The sequence below is a fragment of the Pseudomonas tremae genome, from assembly GCF_023278125.1.
GTDB lineage: Bacteria > Pseudomonadota > Gammaproteobacteria > Pseudomonadales > Pseudomonadaceae > Aquipseudomonas > Aquipseudomonas tremae.
Genome location: NZ_CP066270.1, coordinates 1,108,524 through 1,127,898 on the forward strand (window position 1 = coordinate 1,108,524; position 19,375 = coordinate 1,127,898).

The window sequence follows — 19,375 nt, forward strand, 5'->3', positions numbered from 1 at the left end:
TACAGACCGCCGAAACCTGCAACACAGGTGGCGTCTTCCAAGACCCACCTTGAGCGACATTTCTACCCTGCCTCAAGGGAAGAATCCGGCGGCCTTTTCGTGGCGCAGTACTGTCTTGGTTCTGCGTCGCCCGGCTTTTGAAAAGGTGAGCGAGTATGGATGATCACGGACGCACCCCCTCCACTAACCAGCCAATCCTTTACGTGCTCGATACCAACGTATTGATCCATGATCCAAACGCTTTGTTGAACTTCGAAGAACACCACGTCGCCATTCCCATGACGGTCCTGGAGGAACTGGACAAACTGAAAGCCGGTAAACATTCCGTTGCCGCCGAGTGCCGCCAGGCCATTCGTCTGATCGACAAGACCCTGGGTGAAGCCTGCCCTGCAGATGTCGAAAAGGGAGTGCCCATTGATCGCGGGACCGGTGTTTTCAAAGGCTTTTTGTCTATTCTGATGAGCAAGCGCGAGGAACCCAACAGTCTGTTGCCCGAGCACCTCAATGACAACATCATCATCAACCAATTGATCGACCTGCACGCGCGCAACAAGGACTTGAGCGTCGTACTGGTGACCAAAGACATCAACATGCGCCTCAAGGCGCGTGCCTGCGGCATTGCAGCAGAGGATTACAGCACCGACCAGCTGGTGGACGACGTTTCACTGTTGTCGCGTGGCTACCATGACATGACCGGCTCGTTCTGGGACCGGGTCAACAAGGTCGATACCCGCCAGGAACGAGGCCGTACCTGGCACCGAGTGCAGCTCAATGAAATGCTGCCGGCTGTTCATATCAACGAATTCATTGTCGACGAACAGGGTTTCGTGGGCTGGATCAAGGGCGTCAAAAACGACGAGTTGCTGATTCTCGATATGCACCAGGAGCCTTTGCTGCATCAGGAAGCCTGGGGTTTGAAGCCGCGTGACATCTATCAGGGGCTGGCGCTGTTCGCCCTGCTTGATCCGGATATTCATCTGGTCAACCTGTCAGGCGCGGCGGGTTCGGGTAAAACCATCCTTGCCTTGGCGGCTGCCATCGAACAGACGATGGTCACCAAGCGCTATCGCCGCATCATAGCGACGCGCAGCGTTCAGGGTCTGGATCAGGAGATCGGCTTTCTGCCGGGTACCGAGGCCGAGAAAATGGAGCCGTGGCTCGGCGCGATTACCGATAACCTCGAAGCCCTGCACATGGATGACGAGAATACTCACGGCAGTGTCGATTACATCCTGAGCAAAGTGCCACTTCAGTTCAAATCCCTTAACTACATCCGGGGTCGCAGCTTCCAGCAAAGCCTGATCCTGATCGATGAATGCCAGAACCTGACCCCGCACCAGATGAAAACCATCATCACCCGCGCCGGTGCCGGTTCCAAAGTGGTCTGCCTGGGCAACCTGGCGCAGATCGATACCCCTTACCTGTCAGCCACCAGCTCTGGTCTGACCTATCTCACGGAGCGCTTCAAAGACTTCCCGAACGGCGTACACATCGCCCTGCAAGGCGTGCCACGCTCAATACTGGCCGAATACGCAGAGAGTCATCTGTAGAGCGAAAGCTTCAAGCGGGGGAGCCTCGTTTTACGAGATCCCTTTGCTTGCATGCTCCAGCTCACACGTATAACAAGTTCGCTCCTGGCCGAAGGCTATAGGAGCGAACTTGCTCGCGAAGAGTGTTGTGCATTCAAAAATTCTTTATCACCCGAAACATAGCCTTCGCTCCTACGCCCTCCGAGCTTGCTGCCGGTAGCCTGTAACTGCCACACCCTCTACACTTCTTGCATCTGCCAAGGAGTAACGCTGTGCTCACTCATCTCGATTCCCAGGGTCGCGCCAATATGGTCGATGTCACTGATAAAGCCGTGACGTCCCGTGAGGCTGTGGCTGAAGCGTATGTGCGTATGCTGCCCGCGACGCTGCAAATGATTGTCAGCGGTGGTCATCCAAAGGGTGATGTGTTTGCTGTCGCGCGTATTGCAGGTATCCAGGCCGCCAAGAAAACCAGCGACCTTATCCCGCTGTGCCATCCGCTGATGTTGACCAGTATCAAAGTGCATCTCGCCGCCGAAGGCGATGCTGCAGTGCGCATCACCGCAAGCTGCAAACTGTCCGGACAGACCGGCGTGGAGATGGAAGCGCTGACTGCGGCCAGCGTCGCGGCGCTGACCATTTACGACATGTGCAAGGCGGTCGACCGCGGCATGGTTATCGAGTCGGTTCGTCTGCTGGAAAAGCTTGGTGGCAAAAGTGGTCATTTCACTGCCGATCAGGCACAGGTTTCGTCATGAAGATTCAGGTCCAGTACTTTGCCCGCTATCGTGAATCGTTGGGCCTGGACGGCGAGTCTGTCGAAGGCCGGTTCGCCACTATTGAAACACTTAGGCAGGCGCTGTTGCAGCGCGGTGAGGCCTGGCAGGTTCTGGCCGAGCAGAACCTTATGTGCGCTCGCAATCAGGAATTGTGCAAGCCGACCGAGCCGTTGGCTGACGGCGATGAAGTCGCGTTCTTTCCGCCCGTGACCGGAGGCTGATCATGGCGATTCGTGTACAGGCAGCCGCCTTTGATCCTGGCGCTGAAGTCAACGCGCTGCACGCCGCCAATCGTGGCATCGGTGCGGTGGTCAGTTTTGTCGGCTACGTGCGTGATTTCAACGACGGCCGCGAGGTGTCCGGCATGTTCCTGGAGCATTATCCGGGCATGACCGAGAAGGCGCTGGCTTCGATCGCCGAAGAGGCGGGGCAGCGCTGGCCGTTGCTCAGGGTTGATGTGCTGCACCGGGTAGGTGCGCTGGAGCCGGGCGAGCCCATCGTTTTCGTCGGCGTTGCCAGTGCTCATCGGCAGGCCGCATTCGAGGCCTGCGATTTTGTCATGGACTACCTCAAGACCCGGGCGCCGTTCTGGAAGCGTGAAAACACACCTGAAGGTCCGCGTTGGGTAGAAGGCCGCCACAGCGATCACCAAGCGGCTGATCGCTGGAAATAACCGTCAGGCGTTGTTGCGCACCACGGCCCTCAGCAAGTGAGTCGGCGGTGTTTCACAGCTGATCTTGCGGCCCAGTTTTTCCTCGATGGCGGGTAGCTGATACGAATCGTCTTCGCCGGCAAAGCTGATCGAGACGCCGTCGGCACCTGCACGACCGGTACGGCCTATGCGGTGGACGTAATCGTCCGGCACTTCCGGCAGGGTGAAGTTGATCACGTGGCTGATGCCATCGATGTGGATGCCTCGACCTGCTACATCCGTGGCGACCAGCACGCGAATCTTGCCTTCGCGGAAGCCTTCGAGGGTCTTGATGCGCTTGTGCTGCGGCACGTCGCCTGACAATTGCGCAGCGTTGACGCCGTCGCGCACCAGGCGTTCTTCGATGCGGCGTACTTCGTCCTTGCGATTGGCAAAGACCATGACCCGTTCCCAGCCGTTGTCGGTCACCAGGTTGTACAGCAACTTGTATTTGTCGGCACCGGCCACGGCGTAGATATGCTGCTCGACGTTATCGCTGGCAACGTTCAGCGACTCGATCTCGACGATGGAAGGCTCGGTGGTCCACTGTTTGGCGAGGTTCATCACATCTTCGGTGAATGTCGCGGAAAACAGCAGGGTCTGGCGTTCGCCCTTGTGCGGGGTCTGGCGAATGATCTGCCGTACCTGCGGGATGAAACCCATGTCCAGCATGCGGTCGGCTTCGTCGAGGACCATCACTTCGACCATGTCCAGATGCACTTCGCCGCGCTGGTTGAAGTCCAGCAGGCGGCCAGGTGTGGCTACCAGAATGTCGCAGTGGCGCGCTTCAAGCTGCTTGAGCTGCTTGTCAAAGTCCATTCCGCCGACGAAGGTCATGACGTTCAGGTTGGTGTACTTGGTCAGGTCGGCGGCGTCCTTGGCGATCTGCACCACCAGTTCGCGGGTCGGCGCGATGATCAGCGCGCGGGGCTCACCCATGTAGCGCTCGGCCGGTGGTGGCGTCTGGGTCAGTTGCTCGATGATCGAGATCAGGAATGCAGCGGTCTTGCCGGTGCCGGTCTGGGCGCGGCCGATTGCGTCCTTGCCCTTGAGGGTGAAGCCCAGCACGCCTGCCTGGATGGGCGTGCAATACGGAAAGCCCAGGTCCTGAATAGCGTGCATCAGCTCGGGAGCCAGGTTGAAATCGTGGAAACGGGTTTTTCCTTCCTGCGGTTCTACGGCAAAATCTTCGAGTTTCCATTCCGGCGCAGGCGGCTTGGTCACACGTTCGCGACGTGGGCGCTCGGCCCTTGGCTTGTCGGCACGCGGCGCTGTGACTTTGGAGTGCTCGGCGACGGTGTCCAGAGCCTGAGTCTGGACAGCATGATCCGGTGGGGCGCCGTTGTCAGGCGAAGGGGAAGCAGGGATGGAGGCTGTCGGTATAGGCGCGCGTTGCTCAGCGTCACTCTTACCGAACATCTTTTTAAGTGCTTTGAGCACGGTCATCTCGTCAATTGGTTAAGGAATGTACGCCGGGGAGTGTAAAGCAAGAACCGTGCTCGGCGTAGTGCCATCCTTGGCGAGCTACAGAAGCGGTCCGTCCCGAGAGGAAAAACCGGTCTTAGCGAAGCTTTTCAGCGAGCCAGACACCGATGTCATGAATTTCCTGCGGTAACACTTGATGGCCCATTGGGTATTCCTGCCATTGTGCGGTTACACCCTGAGTCAGCAGATGCTCGTAAGCGGTGCGTCCCATCGCATTGGGGACCACCTCGTCGTGCTGACCGTGCAGGCAATACGCCGGTGTGCGTTGCTGGCTGGCCGACAATTGCATCTGGGCGCTGAATGTCGGGGCATAAGTGGAGAGGGCAAGCACGCCACCCAGTGGACCCTGCCAGCGCTTGTAGCCGGTATGCAGCACTACTGCGCCGCCTTGGGAAAACCCTGCGAGAAATATCTGCGCCGGGTCTATGCCGCTGTCCCGCTGTTGCTCGATCAGCTCCAGAACACTCTGCGCCGAGGCGTCCATTTGGTCGTGATCAATGGCGCGAGCCTCGCTGCTCATGGCCTTGATGTCGTACCAGCTAGGCATTTCATAGCCGCCGTTGACCGTCACGGCGCGTGTCGGCGCCTGTGGCAGAACGAAGCGGGTAGTCAGCAGCGTTTCCTGCAGGGCTTCAGCGACCGGCAGAAAATCGTACCGGTCGGCGCCCAGTCCATGCAGCCAGATGACGCACGCATCTGCGGTGCCGGAGGGTTGGATGACTAGTGGCTCACTCATGACTGCTCCATTTGTGTGCGCGGGCGCGTTTATAGCGCTTTAATAAGGTGCGCAGATAGATTAAAAATGAAAGAAGATGTCGCAAGGTTACAAGTTTTTGTCTTGACCTGTCGCTAATTCGACATCGCCAGCATGCTGGTACGGGCTTTGCTACAGCAGAGCTGGAGTCCAGGCATTCTCATCGTTCGGTAACACTATAAGGCTATTACTTGTAGCGATCGAAAAGCGGCCCGGGAGTTCCTGCGTCAGGATTCGCGGCACGGTTCGACCCGTACCTCTCTGGTTCGGGAAATCATGAGGCTTCAGTCCACGGGGTCGATTCTGAATGACGAAAAGCAATGGCAGGGCGATCCTGCGGCAGACTCGATATTCATACTCGGTACCGCATGACCCAAAAATAAGCCAGCACGGGTTATAAGCGCCTCACAAAGGTGCGATGCGGCTGAAGCTTCCACACAACAAAGAGCAAACTGGAGTTTTTGAATGAAGATGTTGAAATCCACCCTTGCTGTTGTCACGGCGCTTGCCGCATTCGGTGTGGCCGGGGCTGCCAATGCAGGCGCCACCCTTGACGCAATCCAGAAGAAAGGCTTTGTACAGTGCGGCGTCAGCGACGGCCTGCCGGGCTTTTCCGTTCCGGACTCTACCGGCAAGATCACCGGTATCGATGCTGACGTCTGCCGCGCAGTAGCCGCTGCTGTATTCGGCGACGCTACCAAGGTCAAGTTCAGCCAGTTGAACGCCAAGGAACGCTTCACTGCGCTGCAATCCGGCGAGATCGACATCCTTTCGCGTAACACCACCTGGACCAGCTCCCGCGACGCGGGCATGGGCCTGGTCTTCACCGGCGTGACTTATTACGACGGTATCGGCTTCCTGGTGAACAACAAGCTGGGCGTCAAAAGCGCCAAGGAACTGGACGGTGCGACCATCTGCATCCAGGCCGGTACCACTACCGAGCTGAACGTTTCCGACTACTTCCGCTCGAACGGCCTGAAATACACCCCGATCACCTTCGACACCTCCGATGAAAGCGCCAAGTCGCTGGAAGGCGGCCGTTGCGACGTACTGACCTCCGACCAGTCGCAGCTCTACGCACAGCGCAGCAAGCTGGCCAAGCCAGACGATTACGTTGTTCTGCCTGAAGTGATTTCCAAGGAGCCTCTGGGCCCTGTCGTACGTAAAGGCGACGAAGAGTGGTTCTCGATCGTTCGTTGGACCCTGTTCGCAATGCTCAACGCCGAGGAAGCAAAGATCACTTCCAAGAACGTCGAAGCTGAAGCCAAGTCGACCAAGAACCCTGACGTAGCCCGTATGCTGGGTGCCGACGGTACTTACGGCAAGGACCTCAAACTGCCGAAGGACTGGGTCGTACAGATCGTCAAGCAAGTCGGCAACTACGGCGAAGTGTTCGAACGCAACCTGGGCGAAAACACCCCGCTGAAAATCAAGCGTGGCCAGAATGCTCTGTGGAATGCCGGCGGCATCCAGTACGCTCCACCGATTCGTTGATTGACCCGGCGCCCGACAGGCTTTCCAGCCTGTCGGGCGTTGTTCTGTTGGATTTTTCCTGGGGCCTTTCATGGAAAAGCAAATCGTCGCACCCAAGCAAAAGCTCACGCTGAGCGATCCGAAAGTGCGCGCGTGGTTATTTCAGATCATCACTGTCGTGGCGGTGATCTCGTTGGGCTGGTTCATATTCGATAATACCCAGACCAACCTGCAACACCGTGGTATTACCTCGGGTTTCGGTTTTCTAGAGAACAGTGCCGGTTTTGGTATTGCTCAACACCTGATCGACTACACCGAATCGGACACGTATGCACGTGTGTTCGTCATCGGCCTGCTGAACACCCTGCTGGTGTCGGTTATCGGTATTGTCCTGGCGACCTTGCTGGGCTTCATCATCGGCGTCGCTCGTCTGTCTCCGAACTGGATGATCAGCAAGCTGGCAACCGTTTATGTAGAAGTCTTCCGCAACATCCCGCCATTGCTGCAAATTCTGTTCTGGTACACCGCTGTATTCCTGACGCTGCCCGGTCCGCGTCAGGCGCATGGTTATCTGGACATGTTCTTCGTCAGCAGCCGCGGGCTCAACATGCCCAGAGCCTTGCCTGCCGAAGGTGCCTGGGCATTTCTGATCAGTCTGGTGGTCGCAGTGATCGCGATCGTGATGATGGTGCGCTGGGCCAACAAGCGTTTCGAAGCCACTGGCCAGCCGTTCCACAAGTTCTGGGTCGGCCTGGCGTTATTGCTGGTCATTCCCGGCCTGAGCATGCTGATTTTCGGCAGCCCGGTGCATTGGGAGTTGCCGCAGCTCAAAGGCTTCAACTTCACGGGCGGCTGGGTGCTGATCCCGGAATTGATTTCCCTGACCCTGGCACTGACCATCTACACCGCAGCGTTCATTGCTGAAATCGTGCGGTCGGGTATCAAGTCGGTCAGCCACGGTCAGACCGAAGCTGCCCGTTCACTGGGGCTTCGCCCTGGGCCGACGTTGCGCAAGGTCATCATTCCGCAGGCTCTGCGGGTGATCATTCCGCCGTTGACCAGTCAGTTCCTGAACCTGGCGAAAAACTCTTCGCTGGCAGCGGCCATCGGTTACCCGGAAATGGTTTCCCTGTTCGCCGGTACGGTGCTCAACCAGACCGGCCAAGCCATTGAAGTCATTGCCATCACCATGAGCGTGTACCTGGCGATCAGTATCAGCATTTCCATGCTGATGAACTGGTACAACAAGCGCATTGCGCTGATCGAGCGGTGAGGAAACGCGCATGACAACTCATACTTTCAAACCTGATATGCCACCACCGGGCAAAGTGTTCGGCCCGGTGGCGTGGATGCGGCAGAACCTGTTCTCCAGCTGGCTCAACACCCTGCTGACCCTGCTCTCGCTGTACCTGATCTATCTGATCGTGCCGCCGATTCTCAGTTGGGCCTTGCTGGATGCCAACTGGGTCGGCACCACCAAGGAGGACTGCACCAAGGCTGGCGCCTGCTGGGTGTTCATCGAGCAGCGATTCGGCCAGTTCATGTACGGATACTTTCCCAATGAACTGCGCTGGAGGGTCGATCTGACTGCAATCCTGGCGATTGTCGGTGCTGCGCCGCTGTTCATTTCGAAGTTTCAGCGCAAGGCTGTCTACGGCATCTGCTTCCTGGTGATCTACCCGGTCGTCGCGTTTTACCTGCTGCACGGCGGCGTGTTCGGTCTGACCAACGTACCGACCAGCCAGTGGGGCGGCCTGATGCTGACCCTGGTGATTGCCACCGTGGGTATCGTCGGTGCCTTGCCGTTGGGTATCCTGCTGGCGCTCGGCCGTCGCTCCAACATGCCGGCTGTGCGTGTGGTGTGCGTGACGTTCATCGAGTTCTGGCGCGGCGTGCCGTTGATTACCGTGCTGTTCATGTCTTCGGTCATGCTGCCGCTGTTCATGCCTGAGGGGATGAACTTCGACAAACTGCTGCGGGCGCTGATCGGCGTCATCCTGTTCCAGTCGGCGTACATCGCCGAAGTGGTGCGCGGTGGCATGCAGGCCATCCCTAAAGGTCAGTACGAAGCCGCTTCTGCGATGGGCCTCGGTTACTGGCGCAGCATGGGCCTGGTGATTCTGCCGCAGGCGTTGAAGATGGTCATCCCCGGTATCGTCAACACCTTCATTGCCCTGTTCAAAGACACCAGTCTGGTGATCATTATCGGCCTGTTCGACCTGCTCAACAGCGTCAAGCAAGCCACCGCCGACCCCGCCTGGCTGGGTATGGCCACCGAAGGCTACGTCTTCGCGGCCCTGGTGTTCTGGATCTTCTGTTTCGGTATGTCCCGCTATTCCATGCATTTGGAACGTAAGCTGGACACAGGCCACAAGCGTTAGGAGTTTTGTGATGAGTGAAGCTATCAATAAGCCTCTGGGCGCTGAAGGCATGATCCGCATGGAGGGCGTCCATAAGTGGTACGGCCAGTTCCACGTGCTCAAGGACATCAACCTGAACGTCCGCCAGGGTGAGCGTATCGTGCTGTGCGGCCCGTCGGGCTCGGGCAAATCCACTACCATTCGCTGCCTCAACCGTCTGGAAGAGCACCAGCAGGGTCGTATCATCGTTGATGGTACCGAGCTGACTTCCGATCTGAAGCAGATCGAAACCATCCGCCGTGAAGTCGGCATGGTGTTTCAGCATTTCAACCTGTTCCCGCACCTGACCATCCTGCAGAACTGCACGCTGGCACCGATGTGGGTACGCAAGATGCCGAAGAAGAAAGCCGAAGAAATCGCCATGCACTATCTGGAGCGTGTGCGTATTCCGGAGCAGGCCCACAAGTTTCCGGGTCAGCTTTCCGGCGGTCAGCAGCAGCGTGTGGCGATTGCCCGTGCCTTGTGCATGAAGCCGAAAATCATGCTGTTCGACGAACCGACCTCGGCGCTGGACCCGGAAATGGTCAAGGAAGTACTCGACACCATGGTCGGCCTGGCGGAAGAAGGCATGACCATGCTCTGCGTGACTCACGAGATGGGCTTTGCCCGCACCGTGGCGAACCGGGTGATCTTTATGGACAAGGGCGAAATCGTCGAGCAGGCCGCGCCAAACGACTTCTTCGACAACCCGCAAAGCGACCGTACCAAGCTGTTCCTCAGTCAGATCATTCACTGAGTCGCAGAGGCTGCACAGCAAACCGGGCCAGGCGCCCGGTTTTTTTGGGCCGTCTTTTGCTGTCGGCCTTGTGTGCAATTTCAGCTGAACCTTGTATTCAAGACGATTCTCCAACAGGATACCGCCCCCCTGAAACGGGTCGACATACCTGATTACCGAGAAACCGATGACTGCCAAGGCTCAATCCAGCCCTCAACCGAATCCTGCTCAACCCCATCCTGTCCTGAAGCGTCCCTGGCTTTTGCTGCTGGGCCTGGTGCTGGTAGCGCTCAACCTGCGCCCAGCGTTGTCCAGTATTGCGCCTCTGCTCAATAACGTGTCCGAAAGCCTCGGCATGTCGGCAGCCGAAGCTGGCCTGCTGACCACATTGCCAGTGCTGTGTCTGGGTCTGTTTGCGCCACTGGCACCGATTCTGGCCCGTCGTTTCGGCAGCGAGCGTGTGGTGTTGATGGTGCTTTTGACGCTGGCAGGCGGCTTGGCGCTGCGTAGCCTGGCTGGCGAAGTCGGGCTGTTTGGTGGCAGCCTGCTGGCAGGCGCGAGCATTGGGGTGATCGGTGTGTTGCTGCCCGGTATCGTCAAGCGCGATTTCCCGCACAAGGCCGGTGCAATGACCGGGGTCTACACCATGGCGCTGTGCCTGGGCGCTGCGATTGCCGCAGGTTCGACCGTACCGTTAAGCCAGTACTTCGATGGAAGCTGGCAGATTGGCCTGGGTTTCTGGCTGATTCCTGCGCTCATCGCTGCGTTCTTCTGGTTACCGCAAACGCGCGAAGTACATGGCACGCATCGCGACGTCTATCGAGTGCGCGGTTTGCTGCGTGACCCGCTGGCATGGCAGGTCACGCTGTACATGGGGCTGCAATCGTCGCTGTCTTACATCGTTTTCGGCTGGTTGCCGTCTATCCTCATCGGCCGCGGTATGACACCGACCGAGGCCGGGTTGCTGTTGTCCGGCTCGATCATTGCGCAGGTCATCAGCTCTCTGGCCGTACCGTATCTGGCGACCCGCGGGAAAGACCAACGCCTGGCGATCATGCTGGTCATGTCGTTGACCCTGACCGGCCTGTTCGGCTGCCTGTACGCGCCGCTGGTCGGGCTCTGGGGCTGGGCGATCCTGCTCGGAATCGGGCAGGGCGGCACGTTCAGTCTGGCGCTGGCCTTGATCGTTCTTCGCTCACGGGATTCCCATGTGGCAGCCAACCTGTCGAGCATGGCGCAGGGCTTTGGCTACACCATTGCCTCGACCGGCCCGTTTGCGGTGGGCGTGGTACACGACATGACCGGCAGCTGGAACGCGATTGGCTGGATTTTCGCCGTACTGGGCCTGGGCGCGATGATTGCTGGCATGGGCGCCGGTCGAGCGCTGCATGTGCAGGTCAGCAGCGAGAAAGTATAAGGCCATCAACCCCTCGCCATTTTTCGCTGCGCCGCTTATCGTGCACGGATAAATCGCCAAGGGATTTGCACGCATGAGTTACGAAGAAGAAAGTCAGGCCAACAGCGCACTGATCGCCCGTTTTTATGAAGCGTTCGCGCAGCTGGATGCCGAGGCAATGAGTGCCTGCTACACCGAAGACGTGGTGTTCAGTGACCCTGCGTTTGGCGAATTGCGAGGGCCTCAGGTGAGCGACATGTGGCGCATGCTGACCTCGAAGGCGAAGGACTTTTCGGTGATCTTCGATCAGGTGCGGGCTGACGATCGTGCGGGCAGTGCCCATTGGGTGGCGACTTATCTGTTCAGTCAGACCGGGCGCACGGTGGTGAATGACATTCAGGCTCGCTTCGTGTTTCGCGATGGCAAGATCTGCGAGCATCGCGATCATTTCGATATGTGGCGCTGGTCGAGGCAAGCCCTGGGCGTCAAAGGCCTGCTGCTTGGCTGGACGCCGCTGGTACGCAATGCAGTCAGGGCCCAGGCGCTCAAGGGCCTGAAGGCCTTTACCGAGAGCCGCCGTGCCTGAGGTTTTGACTGATGCCACAGCTCAGGTTGCCGAGCAGATAACCGCCAAGCCCTGGTTTGTCTATCTGGTGCGAGCTGCCAACGGCTCGCTGTACTGCGGCATCAGCGACGATCCGCAGCGACGCTTCGCCGCGCACCAAAGCGGCAAGGGTGCGCGCTTTTTCTGTTCCAGTCCGGCGACTGCGCTTGTTTACGTTGAACAATGGCCCAGCAAGGGAGAAGCGCTGCGCCACGAGCGGTTGATCAAAAAGCTGAGAAAAAGCGCCAAGGAGTCACTGGTAGCCAGCTACGCAAAACTGCCGATTCATGCGCGTGATGGCGTCCCATCAGTTTGAGCCTGTGGGCGGGCAGGGCGCAGGGCGTTAAGCTGAATGTTTCCACCTGCGCAGAGGCTGAACATGTCCGAACTGATTCTTCACCATTACCCCACGTCGCTGTTCGCCGAAAAAGCCCGTCTGATGCTGGGTTTCAAAGGCCTTGCATGGCGCTCGGTGACCATCCCTTCGATTATGCCCAAGCCTGACCTGACCGCACTGACTGGCGGCTATCGCAGAACGCCAGTTTTGCAGGCCGGTGCGGATATCTACTGTGACACGGCATTGATGGCGCGGCGTCTGGAGCAGGAAAAGGCCTCGCCCGCGTTTTTCCCGCAAGGTCAGGAATTTGCGGTGGCCGGTCTGGCTGCCTGGGCCGATTCGGTGCTTTTCATGCACGCCGTGAGCTTCGTGTTTCAGCCTGAATCAATGGCGGTGCGGTTTGCCAAAGTGCCAGCAGATGCTGCCAAAGCCTTCATTGCCGATCGCTCGACGCTGTTCAACGGTGGTACGGCGTCTCGTCCGCCGGTCGAGCAGGTCAAACATCAATGGCCGACACTTATGTCGCGGCTCGAGCTACAGCTTTCACGTGGTGGTGCTTTTTTGTTCGGCGAACCTTCGATTGCTGATTTCTCGGTCGCCCACACGCTCTGGTTTCTCAAGCAGACAGCCGTGACGGCGCCATTCGTCGATGATTACCCAAGCGTCAGCGTCTGGCTGGATCGCGTTCTGGGCTTTGGTCACGGAACATTCACCGACCTGAGTTCGACCGAGGCCATCGACATCGCCAGAAACGCCACGCCTGCGCCGCTGCCCGACGAAGTGCTGGTTGACCCGAGCGGCTTCAAGGCGGGTGACAAGGTTGCCATTGCCGCGGTCGATTATGGCGTTGAAGCGGTTGAGGGCGAGCTGGTGTTTTCAGGGCGCGAAGAACTGATCCTGCGCCGCGAGGACGATCGTGCGGGTGCTGTACACGTACACTTTCCGAGATTGGGGTACCGGATCGAGAAGCGCTGACTTAGAGCGTCCTGAACGACATGCCGACGCAGAGTACTGGCCGATAGCCACGATGGCCTATTTCAAGGCCGCCAATATCTCGTCCGGGGCGAAACCGCGGATGAGTGTGCCGTTCACGTCGATCAGCGGGATGCCTCGTCCGCCCAAGGCCTCATAGGCCTTGCGGCCTTCCTCGGACTTCTCGATGTCGAACTCCTGATACGCAATCCCTTTGCTGTCCAGAAAACGCCGCGTCTGTTTGCAGTAGCCACACCAGTCGGTGGCGTACATCACCACCTTTGCCTGGCTGTAGCTCTGTGCGACGTCCGCCGGGGGCGGATTGACGAAGTTTTCGATTCTGCCCCAGTTTTGGTAAATGACCACCACCAGCATGATCAGGGCAAACTTCTTGAGGGTGCGCATCAGCATGCTGGTTACCGTCGCTTCAACTGGTCGGTCAGCTGGGTCGGCAACCCCTTGATGATCAGGGTGCCTGCAGTTTCGTCGTACTCGATCTTGTCGCCCAACAGGTGCGCTTCGAAGCTGATCGAAAGGCCCTCTGCACGACCGGTGAAACGGCGAAACTGGTTCAGGGTGCGCTTGTCCGCCGGGATTTCCGGCGACAGGCCGTAATCCTTGTTACGAATATGATCGTAAAACGCTCGAGGTCGATCTTCATCGATCAGCTCGGAGAGCTCTTGCAGGCCCATAGGCTCGCCCATCTTGCTCTGGCTGCTGGCGTAGTCGACCAGCGTCTTGGTCTTCTCGCGAGCCGACTCTTCGGGCAAGTCTTCGCTTTCGACGAAGTCACTGAAGGCCTTGAGCAGCGTGCGGGTTTCGCCGGGACCGTCCACACCTTCCTGGCAACCAATGAAGTCGCGGAAATACTCCGAGACCTTCTTGCCGTTCTTGCCCTTGATGAACGAGATGTATTGCTTGGACTGTTTGTTGTTCTGCCACTCGGAAATATTGATTCGCGCGGCGAGGTGCAACTGGCCAAGGTCGAGATGCCGGGACGGGGTCACGTCCAGCTCGGCATTCACAGCCACGCCTTCGCTGTGGTGCAGCAGGGCGATGGCCAGGTAATCAGTCATGCCTTGCTGGTAATGCGCGAACAGCACATGGCCGCCCACTGACAGGTTGGATTCTTCCATCAGCTTCTGCAGGTGTTCGACGGCCACCCGGGAGAACGCTGTGAAGTCGCTGCCGCCGTCGATGTATTCCTTCAGCCAGCCGCTGAAGGGATGCGCGCCGGACTCGGGATGAAACAAGCCCCACGCTTTGCCTTGTTTGGCGTTATAGCTTTCGTTGAGGTCTGCCAGCATGTTCTCGATGGCCTGGGACTCAGCGAGTTCGGAGTCGCGGGCATGGAGAACAGCGGGCGTACCGTCGGGTTTTTTTTCGATCAGATGAACGATGCAGTGACGGATCGGCATGGGCGTCTCGGTTGAAAAGGGTGAAGAGCATGCAGCTCGTTGCAGGCGCCAAGTGTAACGCACGCATACGTCAGTGACCTCCGGGCTGACGGGATTTCGCCTACAGTGTGTGTGTGTTGAGCGTTTTTTGTGCGATTACCACTAAAACCTGACCAAAAGGATAGGTAGAGGCGGATATTTGCCCGGCTCTGTGCTAGTTTTGCGCGGTCTTGCGCACTTAGCGCGTCAAGCATGCAGTTAGCGCACACGTAGGTCGAACCATTGCCAGGTTTCAGTATCTACACTTTCGCGATTAATCGTGGCTGCTAGCGGGTGGCCAGGTTCTTTGCCTGGCCACGGGCCGACGTTGCGCTCTGCAATCCAAATGAATTTGATAGGGAAGGAACACCACCATGGCTCTTACTAAAGACCAATTGATCGCCGATATCGCTGAAGCCATCGACGCGCCAAAAACCACCGCGCGTAATGCTCTTGAGCAATTGGGCCAAATTGTTGCCGACCAATTGGAAAACGGCGTGGAAATCACTTTGCCAGGTATCGGCAAGCTGAAAGTTGCAGAGCGTCCAGCTCGCACTGGCCGCAACCCTTCGACTGGCGCTGCCATCGAAATCGCTGCCAAGAAAGTTATCAAGTTCGTACCAGCCAAAGTGCTGACTGACTCGATCAACAAGTAAGCATCCGCTTGCTGTAAAAAGCCGTGCGCCGGTCAACCGGGCACGGCTTTTTTGTGGGCGCGCGCTACTCATTCCTCACGCGCCAGCCCTGGCACCATTGTTCCTCACGCCAAGCAGCGGTGCGGCGGCGCGAGATCAGTGGGGTGTACGCTGTGCCTTGTCGAGAAAGGTCCAGGCCACGAAGCGACTTTGTTTCTGGCCTTGGCCCATCTCCACGACCTTCACCTCAAGCACGCCGGCTTTTTTCAGAGCGCTCTGGATAGGCGGCAGGTTGGATGCTTTGGACACCAGTGTGCTGAACCAGACCACCTGGGCAGGCAATTTCGCGCTTTCCTGGATCAGTTGCGTCACGAAACCTATTTCGCCGCCTTCGCACCACAGCTCTTGGGACTGACCGCCGAAATTGAGTACCGGCAGTTTGCGCTTGGGGTCGGCTTTGCCCAGTGCGCGCCATTTGCGCTGGCTACCGCGTTGTGCTTCGTCCAGTGAGGCATGGAACGGAGGGTTGCAGAGGCTCACGTGGAAGCGTTCGCTGTTGTCGAGCAACCCTAGCAGGATCTGTTTGCGATTGGCCTGCTGGCGCACGCTGATGGCCTTGTGCAGGCCGTTGGCTTTGACGATTGTGGTGGCTGCAGCGATGGCTACGCTGTCAATGTCCGAACCGACAAACTCCCAGCCATAGTCGCTGTGCCCCAACAGCGGGTAAATACAGTTGGCCCCGGTGCCGATATCCAGTGCCTTGACCGACGGCCCGCGTGGGATTACCCCCTGATTGTCCTCGGCCAGCAGGTCGGCGAGGAAATGCAGGTAGTCCGCACGGCCCGGAATGGGCGGGCACAGGTAATCTGCCGGGATGTCCCAATGCGCGATGCCATAGAACGCCTTGAGCAATGCGCGGTTGAACACCCGCACTGCCTGCGGATTGGCAAAGTCGATGCTTTCGTTGCCGTAGGGGTTGAGGATCACGAATGCTGCCAGCTCGGGGCTGGATTTGATCAGCTTCGGAAAATCGTAATGCCCCTGATGACGATTGCGCGGGTGCAAAGTGGCCTTTTCGCGTGGCGCTGCTGGTTTTGCCGGGCGCTGAGGCTTTTTGCGCGGTGGTTTCCGGGTATCGGTCATGGGTTCGATTTTTCAGCCGTGATGTTGAGTTGTCCGGCTTATTCTCGAGCAAGCCGGTAATACGCCTTGCTCGAGAATAAGTCAGTAGAGAAACTTCAGATAACAAAAAGCCAGCCCATATTATGGGCTGGCTTGTCTGGCCACCTTACAGGCTGGCGATGCGTGCGTGCTGCTCGGCCAGTTTGCCCAGAGCCTGTTCGGCTTCGGCCAGCTTGGCGCGTTCCTTGGCGATCACTTCAGGCGGCGCCTTGTCGACGAAGGCTGCGTTGGACAGCTTGCCGCCCACACGCTGCACTTCACCCTGCAGGCGCTGGATTTCCTTGTCGAGGCGTGCGAGTTCGGCGCCCTTGTCGATCAACCCGGCCATTGGCACCAGCACTTCCATGTCACCGACCAGAGCGGTGGCGGACAACGGCGCTTCGGCACCATCGGTCAGCACAGTCATGGACTCGAGCTTGGCCAGCTTCCTGAGCAGGTAGTCATTCTCGCTCAGGCGACGCTGGTCTTCGGCGCTGACGTTCTTGAGGAACAGTTGCAGCGGTTTGCCCGGACCAATGTTCATTTCACCACGGATGTTACGCACGGCGAGCATCAGGCCCTTGAGCCATTCGATGTCATCCTCGGCAGCCTGATCAATGCGTGCTTCGTTGGCCACCGGCCAGGCTTGCAGCATGATGGTCTTGCCTTGCACGCCGGCCAGCGGCGCAAGGCGCTGCCAGATTTCTTCAGTGATGAACGGCATGAACGGGTGCGCCAGACGCAGCGCGACTTCCAGCACGCGAACCAGCGTGCGACGCGTGCCGCGCTGGCGTTCGACCGGCGCGGTTTCGTCCCACAGCACAGGCTTGGAAAGCTCCAGATACCAGTCGCAATACTGGTTCCAGATGAACTCGTACAGCGCCTGCGCCGCGAGGTCGAAACGGAACTGATCCAGCTGACGGGTCACCTCGGCTTCGGTGCGCTGCAGTTGCGAGATGATCCAGCGATCAGCCAGCGACAGTTCGACAGCTTCGCCGTTCTGGCCGCAGTCTTCGCCCTTGTCCAGCACGTAGCGCGCGGCGTTCCAGATCTTGTTGCAGAAGTTGCGATAGCCTTCGACGCGGCCCATGTCGAACTTGATGTCGCGACCGGTGGAAGCCAGCGAACAGAAGGTGAAGCGCAGCGCGTCGGTGCCGTAGCTGGCTATGCCGTCGGCGAACTCCTGACGGGTCTGCTTCTCGATCTTCTTCGCCAGTTGCGGCTGCATGAGGCCGCTGGTGCGCTTTTCTACCAGGGTTTCGAGGTCGATACCGTCAACGATGTCCAGCGGGTCGAGGACGTTGCCCTTGGACTTGGACATTTTCTGGCCCTGGCCATCACGTACCAGGCCGTGCACATAAACAGTCTTGAACGGAACTTGCGCCGTGCCGTCTTTGTTCTTCACCAGGTGCATGGTGAGCATGATCATCCGGGCGACCCAGAAGAAAATGATATCGAAGCCGGTAACCAGCACGTCGGTTGAGTGGAAGGTTTCCAGTGCCTTGGTCTTTTCCGGCCAGCCGAGCGTGGAGAACGTCCACAGGCCCGAGCTGAACCAGGTATCGAGTACGTCGTTGTCCTGCTGCAGCGCGATCTCCGGGCCAAGGTTGTTTTTGGCGCGAACTTCGGCTTCGTCACGACCGACATAGACTTTGCCGGACTCGTCATACCAGGCCGGAATGCGGTGGCCCCACCAGAGCTGACGGCTGATGCACCAGTCCTGAATGTCACGCATCCACGAGAAGTACATGTTTTCGTACTGCTTGGGCACGAACGCGATGCGGCCGTCCTCGACAGCAGCAATCGCAGGCTCGGCCAATGGCTTGGTGGACACGTACCATTGGTCGGTCAGCCACGGTTCGATGATGGTGCCGGAGCGGTCGCCTTTCGGCACCTTCAGGGCGTGGTCATCAACGCTGACCAACAGTCCGGCAGCATCGAACGCAGCGACAATCTGCTTGCGCGCTTCAAAACGATCCAGACCGGCATAGGCCGCAGGCAGGCTGCCGTCGACGCTTTCGTTCAGTGTGCCATCAAGGTTGAACACCTGGGCTACCGCGAGAACGGCGGCGTTCTTGTCGAAAATGTTCAGCAGCGGCAGGTTGTGGCGCTTGCCGACTTCGTAGTCGTTGAAATCGTGGGCCGGGGTGATTTTCACGCAGCCGGTGCCGAATTCAGGGTCGCAGTAATCATCCGCGATGATCGGGATGCGACGGCCTACCAGTGGCAGTTCGACGAACTTGCCGATCAAGGCCTGGTAACGCTCGTCCTGCGGGCTCACGGCAACGGCCGCGTCACCCAGCATGGTTTCCGGACGGGTGGTGGCGACGATCAGGTAATCCAGGCCTTCGGCGGTTTTTGCGCCATCAGCCAGCGGGTAGCGCAGGTTCCACAGGTGACCTTTTTCATCGTGGTTTTCCACTTCGAGGTCAGAGATCGCCGTGTGCAGCTTGGTGTCCCAGTTGACCAGACGCTTGCCACGGTAAATAAGACCGTCTTCATGCAGGCGCACGAACGCCTCTTTCACGGCCTCGGACAAGCCGTCGTCCATCGTGAAACGTTCACGGCTCCAGTCGACGGACGAACCCAGGCGGCGGATCTGACGGCTGATATTACCACCGGACTCGGCTTTCCATTCCCATATCTTGTCGAGAAACTTCTCGCGGCCCAGCTCATGGCGGCTCACGCCCTGAGCTTCGAGACGACGCTCCACCAGCATCTGCGTGGCGATACCGGCGTGGTCGGTGCCCGGTTGCCACAGCGTGTTGCGACCCTGCATGCGACGGAAACGGATCAGCGCGTCCATGATCGCGTTATTGAAACCGTGGCCCATGTGCAGGCTGCCGGTGACGTTCGGCGGCGGGATCATGATGGTGTACGAGTCACCCACGCCTTGCGGAGCGAAGTAATTCTCGGACTCCCAGGTCTGATACCAGGAAGTTTCGATGGCGTGCGGCTGGTAAGTCTTGTCCATGCGCGGCGGGAACC

Annotated in this window: 19 protein-coding genes; 13 read left to right on the forward strand and 6 right to left on the reverse strand. The window is 58.6% G+C overall.

Features of this window, described 5'->3' with window-relative positions:
• The first annotated feature begins 155 nt into the window (after positions 1 to 155).
• From I9H09_RS05110 to moaE, 4 genes are all read left to right on the forward strand, one after another.
• Complete coding sequence (locus tag I9H09_RS05110; protein ID WP_024671344.1) at positions 156 to 1,550, forward strand: PhoH family protein; 1,395 nt, start codon at positions 156 to 158, stop codon at positions 1,548 to 1,550.
• Positions 1,551 to 1,801: 251 nt separating this feature from the next.
• The gene (gene moaC / locus I9H09_RS05115; RefSeq protein WP_024671343.1) at positions 1,802 to 2,287 is read left to right on the forward strand and encodes a cyclic pyranopterin monophosphate synthase MoaC; all 486 of its coding nucleotides are present in this window, start codon (positions 1,802 to 1,804) and stop codon (positions 2,285 to 2,287) included.
• Complete coding sequence (gene moaD, locus I9H09_RS05120; RefSeq protein ID WP_005891353.1) at positions 2,284 to 2,529, forward strand: molybdopterin converting factor subunit 1; 246 nt, start codon at positions 2,284 to 2,286, stop codon at positions 2,527 to 2,529. Before moaC ends, moaD begins: the two co-directional genes overlap by 4 nt.
• A 2-nt stretch (positions 2,530 to 2,531) precedes the next feature.
• Positions 2,532 to 2,981, forward strand: coding sequence for a molybdopterin synthase catalytic subunit MoaE (gene moaE / locus I9H09_RS05125; protein ID WP_024671342.1), 450 nt, complete (start codon positions 2,532 to 2,534; stop codon positions 2,979 to 2,981).
• Between the two features lie 3 nt (positions 2,982 to 2,984).
• Here the strand turns inward: moaE and rhlB are convergent, their stop codons facing one another.
• Positions 2,985 to 4,445 carry an ATP-dependent RNA helicase RhlB gene (gene rhlB / locus I9H09_RS05130; RefSeq protein WP_162234310.1) on the reverse strand — a complete coding sequence of 487 codons (1,461 nt, stop codon included), beginning with the start codon at positions 4,443 to 4,445 and terminating at the stop codon, positions 2,985 to 2,987.
• A 115-nt stretch (positions 4,446 to 4,560) separates the two neighbouring features.
• On the reverse strand, positions 4,561 to 5,220 hold the full coding sequence (locus I9H09_RS05135; protein WP_236502212.1) for an alpha/beta hydrolase: 660 nt from the start codon (positions 5,218 to 5,220) through the stop codon (positions 4,561 to 4,563).
• Positions 5,221 to 5,703: 483 nt separating this feature from the next.
• Here I9H09_RS05135 and I9H09_RS05140 point away from each other — a divergent pair, with 483 nt between their 5' ends.
• From I9H09_RS05140 to I9H09_RS05175, 8 genes are all read left to right on the forward strand, one after another.
• The gene (locus tag I9H09_RS05140; RefSeq protein WP_024671340.1) at positions 5,704 to 6,732 is read left to right on the forward strand and encodes an amino acid ABC transporter substrate-binding protein; all 1,029 of its coding nucleotides are present in this window, start codon (positions 5,704 to 5,706) and stop codon (positions 6,730 to 6,732) included.
• A gap of 70 nt (positions 6,733 to 6,802) precedes the next feature.
• Positions 6,803 to 7,984 carry an amino acid ABC transporter permease gene (locus I9H09_RS05145; protein WP_005891358.1) on the forward strand — a complete coding sequence of 394 codons (1,182 nt, stop codon included), beginning with the start codon at positions 6,803 to 6,805 and terminating at the stop codon, positions 7,982 to 7,984.
• Positions 7,985 to 7,994: 10 nt separating this feature from the next.
• Positions 7,995 to 9,092, forward strand: a complete 1,098-nt coding sequence (locus I9H09_RS05150) for an amino acid ABC transporter permease (protein ID WP_005891360.1) — start codon at positions 7,995 to 7,997, stop codon at positions 9,090 to 9,092.
• A 10-nt stretch (positions 9,093 to 9,102) separates the two neighbouring features.
• Positions 9,103 to 9,867 (forward strand): amino acid ABC transporter ATP-binding protein, encoded by a 765-nt coding sequence (locus I9H09_RS05155; protein ID WP_005891362.1) that lies wholly within the window; start codon positions 9,103 to 9,105, stop codon positions 9,865 to 9,867.
• A 166-nt stretch (positions 9,868 to 10,033) separates the two neighbouring features.
• Entirely contained in the window at positions 10,034 to 11,263 is a 1,230-nt protein-coding gene (locus tag I9H09_RS05160; RefSeq protein ID WP_236502211.1) for a CynX/NimT family MFS transporter, read from the forward strand.
• 73 nt (positions 11,264 to 11,336) lie between these two features.
• The gene (locus I9H09_RS05165) at positions 11,337 to 11,828 is read left to right on the forward strand and encodes a nuclear transport factor 2 family protein (RefSeq protein WP_005891366.1); all 492 of its coding nucleotides are present in this window, start codon (positions 11,337 to 11,339) and stop codon (positions 11,826 to 11,828) included.
• On the forward strand, positions 11,821 to 12,162 hold the full coding sequence (locus I9H09_RS05170; protein ID WP_024691778.1) for a GIY-YIG nuclease family protein: 342 nt from the start codon (positions 11,821 to 11,823) through the stop codon (positions 12,160 to 12,162). Before I9H09_RS05165 ends, I9H09_RS05170 begins: the two co-directional genes overlap by 8 nt.
• Before the next feature lie 63 nt (positions 12,163 to 12,225).
• Positions 12,226 to 13,158, forward strand: coding sequence for a glutathione S-transferase family protein (locus I9H09_RS05175; protein ID WP_122347562.1), 933 nt, complete (start codon positions 12,226 to 12,228; stop codon positions 13,156 to 13,158).
• Between the two features lie 57 nt (positions 13,159 to 13,215).
• On the opposite strand, the gene I9H09_RS05180 is transcribed toward I9H09_RS05175, so the two are convergent.
• Complete coding sequence (locus tag I9H09_RS05180) at positions 13,216 to 13,566, reverse strand: glutaredoxin family protein (RefSeq protein ID WP_005891375.1); 351 nt, start codon at positions 13,564 to 13,566, stop codon at positions 13,216 to 13,218.
• 5 nt (positions 13,567 to 13,571) lie between these two features.
• Positions 13,572 to 14,573, reverse strand: coding sequence for a nucleoid-associated protein YejK (yejK, locus tag I9H09_RS05185; protein ID WP_005891376.1), 1,002 nt, complete (start codon positions 14,571 to 14,573; stop codon positions 13,572 to 13,574).
• A gap of 392 nt (positions 14,574 to 14,965) precedes the next feature.
• Here yejK and I9H09_RS05190 point away from each other — a divergent pair, with 392 nt between their 5' ends.
• The gene (locus I9H09_RS05190; protein WP_002552279.1) at positions 14,966 to 15,247 is read left to right on the forward strand and encodes an HU family DNA-binding protein; all 282 of its coding nucleotides are present in this window, start codon (positions 14,966 to 14,968) and stop codon (positions 15,245 to 15,247) included.
• Between the two features lie 135 nt (positions 15,248 to 15,382).
• On the opposite strand, the gene rlmF is transcribed toward I9H09_RS05190, so the two are convergent.
• Both rlmF and I9H09_RS05200 read right to left on the reverse strand, forming a co-directional pair.
• The gene (gene rlmF / locus I9H09_RS05195) at positions 15,383 to 16,369 is read right to left on the reverse strand and encodes a 23S rRNA (adenine(1618)-N(6))-methyltransferase RlmF (RefSeq protein WP_122311897.1); all 987 of its coding nucleotides are present in this window, start codon (positions 16,367 to 16,369) and stop codon (positions 15,383 to 15,385) included.
• A 145-nt stretch (positions 16,370 to 16,514) separates the two neighbouring features.
• On the reverse strand, positions 16,515 to 19,361 hold the full coding sequence (locus I9H09_RS05200; protein WP_122347558.1) for a valine--tRNA ligase: 2,847 nt from the start codon (positions 19,359 to 19,361) through the stop codon (positions 16,515 to 16,517).
• Positions 19,362 to 19,375 lie beyond the last annotated feature (14 nt).